Genomic DNA, 11107 nt, shown 5'->3' on the forward strand with positions numbered 1-11107 from the left:
TGGCCCGGCCCACATCAACCCGTCAACTGGTTGGACCACCCGGATCCGTCGCGGATGGGGAAGCCGCGCCCGGCCGGGCGACCCCGACGCGCCGGCCGGGCGGGGTGCCGGCCGGCGCGTCGGGCCCGTCACCGCAGGCGGTACACCGAGACGTGCGCGCGGCTGTCGGCGTCGAACGGCCGCCGGTCGAAGTCGGCGTACCGCGCGGCGAGGCGCAACCCGGCCCGCTCCGCCAGCTCGTCGATCTGCTCCGGCCAGCAGTACCGCATCGCGAACGGCTCCAGCCGTGCGCCCCGGCCGTCGATCACGATGGTCTGCCGGACGAACCGCTGCGCCGGCCGGTCGTACCGGTGCACCCGCAGGGTCACCGAGTCCTCGGTCACCTCGCGCACCTGGAGCTGCTCGTCGCGGTCGAAGCCGGCCGGGTCGGGGACGAACGCCTCGACGACGAACGCGCCGCCGGGCGCCAGCACCCGGGCCACGTTGCGGAAGCAGTCCTGCTGTCGGGACTCGTCGACGAGGTTGAACAGCGTGTTGAACACCAGGTAGGCCAGGCGGTAGGGCCCCGTCACCGGCACGTCGGCCATGTCGCCGATCGCCACCGGGATGCCGTCGCCACCCGGCTTGGCGCGCATCCGCGCCACCATCTCCGGCGACGCCTCGACGCCCTCGACGGCGAGGCCGCGCGCCGCCAGGGGCAGGGCCACCCGGCCCGTGCCGATCGCCAGCTCCAGCACGGGACCGCCGCCGGCCAGGTCGGCCAGGAAGTCCACGGCCGGGGCCGGGTCGGGGTTGGGGCCGGTGTCGTAGCCGGCCGCCCAGAGCCGGCCGAACAGGCCGGGATCGTCGAAGATCGACATCAGCCGGCCTCCCCGTCGTGACGGTGCCGGGGCGCGGGCGCGGCGGCGAAACGGTGGGGACTAGTGGTGCTCGCCTGGGGCGTGCGCCCCGGGGTCGACGTACTCATGAAGCCTCGCATCCGGAAGGGGGACGAACCTCGGGCTGGCGGCGGACCTCGACGGGTCGGGCATGGCGCTGCTCCCTTCGATCGGACGGCTCACGACGAGCACAGCAGAGGCCGGGCGACGCCGGCAACCGCATTTGCGGCGGGGAACGACAATCGGCGGGGTGTGACCAACCGCCTGCCCGGGGCGGGTTTAACGGGCCGGAATGCCGGTCAACCTGTTCGGGTAGCGACGACGAGAGGGGTTTCCGCGTGTCCGGCACAACGCACCACCGGTCCAGTCACGACACGGCTCCGCCGAGCGACGTGACGGACACGCTGCTGTGGCGGCTGGCGTACGACGTCACCGAGGCCCACCAGCCCGACGGCGCCGGCCGCTGCCAGAACCTGCTCTGCGGCGGCCGGCAGGCCCCGTGCGACCCGCTGCTGAACGCCGAGCGCGCCATGCGGCTGGCCCGGGGCGACGCCGGCGCGGGAGCGCCGGCCCCCGCGCCCCGCCCCCGGCCCGCCGCGCCGGCCCGGCCCGAGCACCCGCGCACCGGGCGGGAGGCCGCCTGACCCCGGGCGTGCGCCGGGTCAGCGCGGGGCGGCGGCCGGCGGCGCGGACGCCCCCGGCCGGGACCCGAACGCCGTGAGGAAGCGGTCCCGGAAGGTGTCCATCCGCCACACCGGCGCGTCCGGCCCGGGCCGCAACCCGTCCTGCCACTGCCAGCCGTCGATCCGGTCGAGCACCTTCGGGTCGCGGGCCACGACGGTGACCGGCACGTCCCGGCTGGCGTCCTCGCCGGTGACGACCGGTGCGGGCTGGTGGTCGCCGAGGAAGACCAGCACCAGGTCGTCGTCGCCGTAGGTCTCCACGTAGGAGATCAGCGACTTCAGCGTGTACTCGACGGTGCGCCGGTAGTCCGCGCGGATCTGGGCGGCGGTGCGGCGCACCGGCTTGCCGCCGACGTCGGCCACCGCCGAGTTGCGGTGGTAGACCGAGCCGTCGCCCACGTCGTCCCAGTCGATGACCCGGGGGAACGACGTCCACGGGGAGTGGCTGGAGGTCAGCGGGATCTCGGCCATCACCGGCGGGTGGCCGGGGGTCGACCGCTCGCGGCGCTGCAACTCCGACAGCGCGTACTGGTCCGGCATGAGGAAGTAGCCCAGCTTCGGCCCCTGGTAGCCCAGCTCCCGGGCCGGATAGAACCGGTCGTAGCCGTAGAACCCGCCCTCCGGCCAGTCGGCCAGCGCGCCGGGCATCACCCCGACCGTCCGCCAGCCCGCCCGCTGGAACGCCCCGCCGAGGGTGAGCCGGTCCGTGGCGAGCAGGCTGCGGTGCCGCTGCTGGCTGTCGATCCACAGCCCCGACAGCAGCGTGGCGTGGGCCAGCCAGCTTCCGCCCCCCGCCGTCGGGGACGTCAGATAGGCGCTGCGGGAGGCGAAACCGGCCGCCCGCAGCCGCCGGGTGCCCTCGTCGAGCACCGCGCCGACCTGCGCGAACTCCGGCTCCTCCACCGCGTCGCGGCCGTAGCTCTCCACGAACGCGACGACGACGTCCTTGCCGCGCAGCGCGGTCAGCAGTTCGTCGCCCGGCGTGTCCCGGAACCGGTCGGCGGCGACCTCGGCGGCGAACACGTCGCCGTCGGACAGCCCGCCGCGCACCTGCGCCGCGTGGTAACGGACCATGGCGGTCGCGCCGCTGTCGGCCACCGGCACCCCGGGGACGATCCGCACCCCGAAGGCGGCGCAGGCGACCCAGCCCACGGTCAGCGCCGCGACGGCCCGTCTCGCCCCGGTGTCGTGCCGGGCGAGCAGCGCGGCCAGGCGCAGCGCGGCCAGCGCCAGGGTCACGAGCAGGGCGACGGCCAGCAGCACGACGCCCACGGCGACGCCGACCGCCCCGGGCCGGCCGATCGAGCCGGCGAGGAACCCGTACGCGTCGTCGAACAGCACCCAGTCCGACACCAGGTCGAAGGGGCGGTCCCAGGCGACCTGGAAGCCCAGGTCGGTGAGCCTGACCACGGTGACCAGCCCCAGGGCGGCCCCGGCCAGGGCGGCGACCACCCGGCGGGGGCGCGGCGGCAGGGCGAGCAGAGCGGCGGCGACGATCAGCGCCTCGACCGGCAGCCGCAGGAACGCGGCCGGGCTCAGCTCCCGCAACTGGTCCGGGGCGGTGAGGGCGGCGGCCACCAGCAGCGCGGCCAGGGTGCCGCCCACCGCCCGGCGGACCCGTCGACCCCGCCCCGGCACCGCGACCGGCCGGCCCGCGTCGTCCGCCGCGCGCGGGCCCCCGTCGCCGCCCGTGCCGTTGCCGGTGGCGTCGGTCGTCTCGTCGCCCGTCGTGTCGTCGCCGGTGGCGCGGGGCGGGCCGTCGCCCGTCGGGCCGTCGCCGGTGGCGCGGGGCGGGCCGTCGCCGGCCGCGTCGGTCGGGTCGCCCGGGTGGTTCGTCACGTCGTCTTCTCTCCCGTGCATCCGGTGGGCGGTCAGGCCGGCAGGTGGGCCGGCACCCGGACCGGGTCGTCCCGGCGCAGGGCCGCGCCGTCGCGCCCGGCGACCGGGCGGTGCCGCCACAGCCACCCGACGTCGCGCCCGAAGGACTCGACGAGCAGCGCGAACGCCCCGGCCAGCAGCACCGTCGCCCCGACCGGCGGCAGGACCCCGGCCGCGGCGACGACCAGGACGATGCCCTGGAGCGCGGCGACGACCTTACGCCACCGCCGCGGCGGCAGCGACCCACGCAGCCACGGCGACGTCCAGCCGGCCGCCACGAAGGCGTACCGCATCGCGCCGAGGGTCAGCACCCAGACCCCGGCCGTGGGCGCCAGGTGCACGCCCAGCAGCAGGATGAGGTACGCGTCGACCTCCATGTCGAACCGGGCCCCGAGGTCGCTCGCGGTGCCGGTGCGCCGCGCCACCTGCCCGTCGACGGCGTCGAGCAGCAGCGCCACGGCGGCGAGGCCGACCAGCAACGGCACCGGCACGGCCCGGGTGAAGCCGTCGGCCACCAGGGCCGTCACCCCGCCGATCAGCACCGCCCGGCCCAACGTCACCACGTCCGCCGGCCCCAGGCCGGACTCGCCCGCCCCGCGCAGCGCCCGGGCGAGCAGCCCGCTCAGGACCATCCCGTACGCCGTGCCGGCGAGCCAGCCCGCCGGGCCGAGGCCGACGGTCGCGCCGATCCCCGCCAGCAGGACGAACAGGCTGACCAGTCCCGCCAGCGGACCGTGTTGAACCCTGCGCACCGTGCCTCCGTGTTTGATGATCGAGAGACTGCCGTTCGACAGGCTGTCGACAGACAACACGGAGAATCCGGCCGAACGGTTCGGTGCGGCGGACGACACGAGGAGGACGACGTGACGACGAGGACCCTCCGGTGACCGGCGAGGCGTACGCGTTCTGGCTGCGTGAGCCCGGGGTGGGGGAGATCCGCCCGGCGGCGCTGCCCACCCCCGGGCCCGACGAGGTGCTGGTGCGGGCCCGCTACTCGGGCGTCAGCCGGGGCACCGAGACCCTCGTCTTCGCCGGCCGGGTCCCGGTCGACCAGCACACCGCGATGCGCGCCCCGTTCCAGGAGGGCGACTTCCCGGCCCCCGTGAAGTACGGCTACCTCAGCGTCGGCGTCGTCGAGCAGGGCCCGGCCGGGCTGCGCGGGCGGACCGTGTTCTGCCTGCACCCGCACCAGAGCGCGTACGTCGTGCCGGCCTCGGCCGTGGTGCCGGTGCCCGACGGGGTGCCGGCGGCCCGCGCCGTGCTCGCCGGCACCGTGGAGACCGCCGTGAACGCCCTGTGGGACGCCCCGCCGCTGCTCGGCGACCGGGTGAGCGTCGTCGGCGCGGGCATGGTCGGCTGCGGCGTCGCCGCGCTGCTCGCCCGCTTCCCCGGGGTGCGCGTCGAGCTGGTCGACGCCGACCCCGGCCGGGCCGCCGTCGCCGCCGCGCTCGGCGTCGACTTCGCCACCCCCGAGCGGGCCACCGGCGGACGCGACCTGGTGGTGCACGCCAGCGCCACCTCCGAGGGGTTGCAGCGGTCGCTGGAGCTGCTCGCCCCGGAGGGCACGGCGCTGGAGCTGAGCTGGTACGGCGACCGTGCGGTGCGGCTGTCGCTGGGCGGGGCGTTCCACTCCGGCCGGTTGACCGTGCGCAGCAGCCAGGTGGGCATGGTCGCCCCGGCCCGCCGGGGCAGCCGCACGCACGCCGACCGGCTCGCCCTCGCCCTGGAACTGCTCGCCGACCCCGCCTTCGACGCGCTGCTCACCGGCAGCTCGCCGTTCGCGGAACTGCCCGACGTGCTCGCCGGCCTCACCGACGGCAGCCTGCCCGCCCTGTGCCACCTCATCACCTACCAGGAGAGTGACCCGTGTTCAGCGTGACCGTCCGCGATCACATGATGATCGCCCACAGCTTCCGCGGCGACGTCTTCGGCCCGGCGCAACGCCTGCACGGCGCCACCTTCGTCGTCGACGCCACGTTCCGCCGGCCCGACCTCGACGCCGACGGCATCGTCGTCGACATCGGCCTGGCCACCGAGCAACTGCGTGCCGTCCTCGGCGAGCTGACCTACCGCAACCTCGACGACGAGCCCGCGTTCGCCGGGGTGAACACCACCACGGAGGTGCTGGCCCGCACGGTCGCCGACCGGCTCGCCGACCGGGTGCACGCGGGCGACCTCGGCGCGGGCGCGCAAGGGCTGGCCGGGATCACCGTCACCCTGCACGAGTCGCACGTCGCCTGGGCCAGCTACGAGCGGCCCCTGTGACAGCCCCGGCCCCGGGCGCGCCGGCCGGCGCCCCCGCCGCCGCCCGGCCCGAGGTGCACGTGGTGCTCCCCGGCGACATCGACGACCCGGCCACGCCCAGCGGCGGCAACCACTACGACCGCCGGGCCTGCGCCGCGCTGGCCGACGCCGGCTGGCGGGTCCACGAGCATCTGGTGCCCGGCGACTGGCCGACGCCCGGCCCGGCCGCGCGGGCCGACCTCGCCGCCCGGCTCGCCGCCCTGCCCGACGGCGCGGTGGCGCTCCTCGACGGCCTCGTCGCCTCGGTCACGCCGCAGGAGCTGCGGGCGCAGGCCGGCAGGCTGCGGCTCGTCGTGCTGGTGCACATGCCGCGCGACGACGACGCCGAGGCCCGCGCCCTGGCCGCCGCCACGGCCGTCGTCGCCACCAGCGAGTGGACCCGCCGCCGGCTGATCGACCGGTACGGGCTGCCCGCCGACCGGGTCCACGTCGCCGCGCCTGGGGTCGACCCCGCCCCGCTCGCTGGCGGCACGGCCGCCGGAACGGCGCTGCTCTGCGTCGCGACCGTCGCCCCGCACAAGGGGCACGACGTGCTGCTGGCCGCCCTGGCGACGGTGGCGGACCTGCCGTGGCGGTGCGCCTGCGTCGGCGCGCTGACCCGCGACCCCGCCCACGTGCGGCGGCTGCGCCGGCAGGCCGCCGGGTCCGGCCTGACCGGGCGGGTGGAGCTGCTCGGGCCGCGCACCGGTCCCGCCCTGTCCGCCGCGTACGCCGCCGCCGACCTGCTGGTGCTGGCCTCGCGCGGCGAGACGTACGGGATGGTCGTCACCGAGGCCCTCGCGCGGGGCCTCCCGGTGCTGGCCACCGACGTCGGCGGCGTGTCCGAGGCGCTGGGCCGCGCCCCCGGCGGCGAACGCCCCGGCCTGCTGGTGCCGCCCGGCGACCCGGCGGCGCTGGCCGGCGCGCTGCGCGCCTGGCTGGGCGACGCCGGCCTGCGGGAGCGGCTGCGCCGCGCCGCCCGTGCCCGCCGGCCCGCCCTGGCCGACTGGTCGGCCACCTCCACCATCCTCGCGGCGGTCCTGAAGGGAGCGGCGGCATGAGCGACGCCCACGGCGACGGCGGTCCGGTGACCAGCCCGCGTGACGCTGGTCCGGTGACCCGCCCGCGTGACGGCCACGGCGGCGCGGCCGGGCACATGAGCGACGGCGACGACACCGCCGCCTTCGCCGGCTGGCTGCGGCTGCGGGAGCCCGCCGACGCCGCGGCCCGCGCGGCGGACCTGCTGACGCCGGTGCGCCGACGCCTCGCCGGCGACCGGCCGGTCGTGATCCACGACCTGGGCGCCGGCACCGGGTCGATGGGGCGCTGGCTGGCCCCCCGGCTGCCCGGCCCGCAGCACTGGGTGCTCCACGACCGCGACGCCGGCCTGCTGGCGCGGGCCCGGGCCGCCCTGGCGGGCCTCGCCGCCTCCGGCGGCGGCGCGGTCACCGTGGAGACCCGGCAGGGTGACATCACCCGGCTGTCCGCCGCCGACCTCGCCGACGCGTCCCTGGTCACCGCGTCGGCGCTGCTGGACATGCTCACCGCCGAGGAGGTCGGGCGGATCGTGGCGGCCTGCGCCGACCGGCCCGCCCTGTTCACCCTCACCGTGGTCGGCCGGGTGCGGCTGACCCCCGCCGACCCGCTGGACGCCGACGTCGCCGCCGCGTTCGACGACCACCAGCGGCGCGTCGTGCCCGGCCGGGGCGCGCTGCTCGGCCCCGACGCCGTCGCCGCCTGCGCGGCCGCGTTCGCCCGCCGCGGCGTCGACGTGCTGACCCGGCCGAGCCCGTGGCGGCTCGGCCCGGACCGCGCCGAGCTGACCGCCGAGTGGTTCACCGGCTGGCTGGGCGCCGCCCGTGAGCAGCGCCCCGAGCTGACCGGCCGCACCACGGCGTACGGCCGGACCCGGCGGGCCGCCGCCCGCGCCGGTACGCTCGACGTCCTGGTCGACCACGCCGACCTGCTCGCCGGCTGCGGGTGAACCATCCGGGCGCGCCACACGTGAACCCGGAGGGAAGATGATCGTGCAGGGAGGACCGGGTTTGCCAGCGAGCACGGAACCGGCGGCGTCGCCCGCCACACGCGTCGGCCGGCTGCCCCGGTCGTTCTGGGGGTGGGCGCGCACCCTCGCCGGGGTGGCGGTGCTGGCCGCCCTGCTGTGGCGGCTGGGCAGCGGCCCGTTCCTCGCCGGCCTGCGCCTGATCGACGGCACGGCCCTCGCGGCGGCGCTGGGCATCGGCCTGGTCACCACCGTCTGCGCCGCGTGGCGGTGGAGCCTGGTCGCCGCCGGGCTGGGCGTCCGGCTGCCGCTGCGCGCGGCGGTGGCGCACTGCTACCGGGCCGTGTTCCTCAACTCCACCCTGCCCGGCGGGGTGCTCGGCGACGTCGACCGCGCGGTGCGTCACGGCCGCGACTGCGGGGACGTCGGCCGGGGCGTGCGGGCCGTGCTCTGGGAGCGCACGGCCGGCCAGGCGGTCACGGTGGTCCTCGCGGTGGGCGTGCTGGCCGCGTTCCCGTCGCCGGTGCGGCCGTACCTGCCGGTGGCGGCGGCGCTGCTCGTCGTCGCCGGCCTTAGCGCGGTGCTGCTGGGTCGCGTCGCGCCCCGGTCGGGGGCGTCGCGGTGGGCGCGGGCGCTGCGCACCGCCGTGGCCGACGTCCGCTCCGGCGTGCTGGGCCGGCGGACCTGGGCCGGCGTGCTGGTCGCCTCCGCCGTGGTGCTGGCGGGCCACCTGGCCACGTTCGTCGTCGCGGCCCGCACGGCGGGCTCCGCCGCGCCGCTCGCCCGGCTGCTGCCGCTGACGCTGCTCGCCCTGCTCGCGATGATCCTGCCGCTGAACGTGGGTGGGTTCGGGCCGCGCGAGGGGGTGGCCGCGTGGGCGTTCGCCGCCGCCGGGCTGACCGCCGGGCAGGGCGTCGCAGCCGCCACCGTGTACGGGGCGTTGGCGCTGGTGGCGAGCCTGCCCGGGGGCGTGGTGCTGCTGGCCCGCCGGCTCCCGCGGCCCGCCTCGCCCGGCGTCGTGCCCCCGGCCCCCGTCGCCACCGCCCGTGCCGCCCGGTGGGCGTCGCGTCCGGCGCGCACCGGCGTGCACGGTTGACCGTCCGACGAAGGAGACCGATGTCCGAAGCACTGCCTGTCGCGACCATCCGGACCCAGGTGACGGTCCCGCTGCGCTTCCCCGACGGCTACGCGACCACGGCCCGGGTGTTCTCGTTCCACGGCCTCGTCGACGGCCGGGAACACCTCGCGTTCGGGCTCGGCGACTGGTCGGCCGCGGTGGACCGGGCCGCCGCCGGCGGGCCGCCGCCGCTGGTGCGCCCGCACAGCGAGTGCCTGACCGGGGACGTGTTCGGCAGCCAGCGGTGCGACTGCGGGCCGCAGTTGCGCGAGGCGGTCGAGCGGATCGCCGCCGCCGGTGGGCTCCTGCTCTACCTGCGTCAGGAGGGGCGCGGCATCGGCCTGTACGCGAAGCTCGACGCGTACGCCCTCCAGGACGCCGGGCTGGACACCTACGAGGCGAACCTGGCGCTGGGCCGGGGCGCGGACGAACGGAACTACACGGTCGCGGCGCAGATGCTGGCGGCCCTCGGCGCCGAGCGGGTGGCCCTGCTCAGCAACAACCCGGACAAGGCCGACCAGCTGCGCCGGCTCGGCATCGAGGTGGCCGAGCGGGTGCCGACCGGGCTGCACCTGTCCGACGCCAACGCCGGCTACCTCGCGGCCAAGGTGGACCGCGCCGCCCACACCATCGACCTCCCGTTCGTCCGGTGACCGCCGCCGCACCCACCCCGCACGCCGCCGGGCCCGCCACACCCCGGCCGTACGTGCTGCTCAGCTGCGCCATGTCGATCGACGGCTACATCGACGACGCCAGCGACCAGCGGCTGCTGCTGTCCAACGAGGCGGACCTGGACCGGGTCGACGCCGTGCGGGCCGGGTGCGACGCCATCCTCGTCGGAGCGGCCACCGTCCGGGCCGACGATCCGCGCCTGGTGATCCGCTCGCCGCAGCGGCGGCGGGAGCGGGCCGACCGCGGCCTGCCGCCGTCGCCGACGAAGGTCACCGTCACCGGGAGCGGCGACCTCGACCCGGCGGCGCGGTTCTTCACCGTCGGCGACGCCGAGCGGGTCGTCTACTGCGCCACGTCCGTGCTGGCGCAGACCCGGCACCGGCTCGACGGCCTGGCCACCGTCGCCGACGGCGGCGACCCGGTCGACCCCTGCCGGGTGCTGGCCGACCTGGCCACCCGGGGGGTGCGTCGGCTCATGGTGGAGGGCGGCGCGGCCGTGCACGCCCTGTTCCTCGGCGCGGGCCTCGCCGACGAACTGCACCTGGTGGTCGCCCCGTTCTTCGTCGGCGACCGCCGCGCGCCGCGCTTCCCCGGCGAGGGCCGGTTCCCGTGGCACCCCGGCCGTCGCGCGGGCCTGGCGGAGGTCCGCCAGATCGGCGACGTCGTCCTGCTGCGCTACGCCCTGTCGGGGCGCTGCCCCGACGTGTGACCGGCCCGGTCGCGCGGGTCAGTCGTCCGGCGGGGACAGGTGCTCCGCGAGCCGCACGGAGGCGGTGAGCATGGCCCGGCCCCGGTCGGTGAGCCGCCGCCGCCAGCTCGCCAGGGACTCGGCCAGCGGCTCGGTGCCGGCGGCGTCGCGGACCTGCCGCACGACCGTCGCGATGTGGTCCAGCCGGTAGCCGCCCCGCCGGAGCAGGTGGGCCAGCTCGGCGTCGCGCACGTCGTCGGCCGAGTAGAGGCGGTAGCCGGTGGCCGTGCCCCGGCTCGGCGCGAGGACGCCGGCCCGTTCCCACTTGCGCAGCGCAGCCGGGGTCACGCCGATCCGGCGGGCGAGGCCGCCGATCGCCAGCGGCCGGTCGGGTCGGCCCGCCGCCACCCGGCCGGGCCGGCCCGGCGCCGGCTGGTCGGATGGGGCCGTCGTCGCACGCTTGTCGGTTCGGGTCGCCGACGGTGGCTGGGTGAGCAGGCCCACGGCCGCCTCGACGGCGTCGAGCGTCTCCCGGTCGCGCAGCAGGCGGGCGTGGCTGTGGTCGATCGCGCGCAGGGCGGTGTCCAGGTCACCGGCGTTGACCGCGCGCATGATCTCGCCGCTGGTGGCGTACCCGTGCGCCGGGATCAGCGCCAGGTAGGCGCGCAGCGCCCGGACGTGCACGGCCGTGTAGGCGCGGTAGCCGCTGGGCGTGCGCCGGGCCGGGGGCAGCACGCCGTCGCGCTCGTAGTTGCGGACCGTCTGCGTCGAGATGCCGTGCTCGCGCGCGAGGTCGGCCGGCCGGTAGGAACTCCTACGCACCTGACCTCCCGTTTGATGCTTGCCGCCAGCCCTACCGCTTGTGCTCCGGCCCGAGCTTCACAAGGGTGTTCAACGATACGGTAG

At 77.4% G+C, this 11107-nt stretch carries 10 protein-coding genes and 2 pseudogenes; 8 read left to right on the forward strand and 4 right to left on the reverse strand.

All coding sequences use genetic code 11. The annotated features are described in order from the left end of the window. Positions 1-128: 128 nt before the first annotated feature. Entirely contained in the window at positions 129-860 is a 732-nt protein-coding gene (locus O7633_RS01050; RefSeq protein ID WP_282325442.1) for a class I SAM-dependent methyltransferase, read from the reverse strand. A gap of 356 nt (positions 861-1216) precedes the next feature. Here O7633_RS01050 and O7633_RS01055 point away from each other — a divergent pair, with 356 nt between their 5' ends. Further along, positions 1217-1522 (forward strand): hypothetical protein, encoded by a 306-nt coding sequence (locus O7633_RS01055; RefSeq protein ID WP_282325444.1) that lies wholly within the window; start codon positions 1217-1219, stop codon positions 1520-1522. An 18-nt stretch (positions 1523-1540) separates the two neighbouring features. On the opposite strand, the pseudogene O7633_RS01060 reads toward O7633_RS01055, so the two are convergent. Together O7633_RS01060 and O7633_RS01065 are read right to left on the reverse strand one after the other, a co-directional pair. Continuing rightward, a pseudogene (locus O7633_RS01060) lies at positions 1541-3154 on the reverse strand (sulfatase-like hydrolase/transferase); the annotation flags it as partial. A 353-nt stretch (positions 3155-3507) separates the two neighbouring features. Next, a pseudogene (locus tag O7633_RS01065) lies at positions 3508-4191 on the reverse strand (CDP-alcohol phosphatidyltransferase family protein); the annotation flags it as partial. A gap of 131 nt (positions 4192-4322) precedes the next feature. Between O7633_RS01065 and O7633_RS01070 the strand changes: the two are divergent. The 7 genes from O7633_RS01070 to O7633_RS01100 all read left to right on the forward strand — a co-directional run bounded on the left by O7633_RS01070 (position 4323) and on the right by O7633_RS01100 (position 10222). Beyond that, positions 4323-5318, forward strand: a complete 996-nt coding sequence (locus O7633_RS01070; RefSeq protein ID WP_074479126.1) for a zinc-binding alcohol dehydrogenase — start codon at positions 4323-4325, stop codon at positions 5316-5318. After that, positions 5306-5704, forward strand: coding sequence for a 6-carboxytetrahydropterin synthase (locus tag O7633_RS01075; protein ID WP_074479127.1), 399 nt, complete (start codon positions 5306-5308; stop codon positions 5702-5704). Before O7633_RS01070 ends, O7633_RS01075 begins: the two co-directional genes overlap by 13 nt. A gap of 53 nt (positions 5705-5757) precedes the next feature. Then, a complete protein-coding gene (locus tag O7633_RS01080; protein ID WP_282328708.1) occupies positions 5758-6783 on the forward strand; it encodes a glycosyltransferase family 4 protein in 1026 nt (341 codons plus the stop codon). 95 nt (positions 6784-6878) lie between these two features. Then, positions 6879-7706, forward strand: a complete 828-nt coding sequence (locus tag O7633_RS01085; RefSeq protein WP_282328709.1) for a methyltransferase domain-containing protein — start codon at positions 6879-6881, stop codon at positions 7704-7706. 37 nt (positions 7707-7743) lie between these two features. After that, a complete protein-coding gene (locus tag O7633_RS01090; RefSeq protein WP_282325453.1) occupies positions 7744-8820 on the forward strand; it encodes a lysylphosphatidylglycerol synthase transmembrane domain-containing protein in 1077 nt (358 codons plus the stop codon). A 20-nt stretch (positions 8821-8840) separates the two neighbouring features. Then, on the forward strand, positions 8841-9494 hold the full coding sequence (ribA, locus tag O7633_RS01095) for a GTP cyclohydrolase II (protein WP_278134679.1): 654 nt from the start codon (positions 8841-8843) through the stop codon (positions 9492-9494). Further along, positions 9491-10222, forward strand: a complete 732-nt coding sequence (locus tag O7633_RS01100) for a dihydrofolate reductase family protein (protein WP_282325456.1) — start codon at positions 9491-9493, stop codon at positions 10220-10222. The genes ribA and O7633_RS01100 overlap by 4 nt, the downstream gene beginning before the upstream one ends. 18 nt (positions 10223-10240) lie before the next feature. On the opposite strand, the gene O7633_RS01105 is transcribed toward O7633_RS01100, so the two are convergent. After that, the gene (locus tag O7633_RS01105) at positions 10241-11023 is read right to left on the reverse strand and encodes a MerR family transcriptional regulator (protein ID WP_282325457.1); all 783 of its coding nucleotides are present in this window, start codon (positions 11021-11023) and stop codon (positions 10241-10243) included. Positions 11024-11107 lie beyond the last annotated feature (84 nt).

It is taken from the genome of Micromonospora sp. WMMD712, from assembly GCF_029581295.1.
Classification (GTDB): Bacteria; Actinomycetota; Actinomycetes; order Mycobacteriales; family Micromonosporaceae; genus Micromonospora; species Micromonospora carbonacea.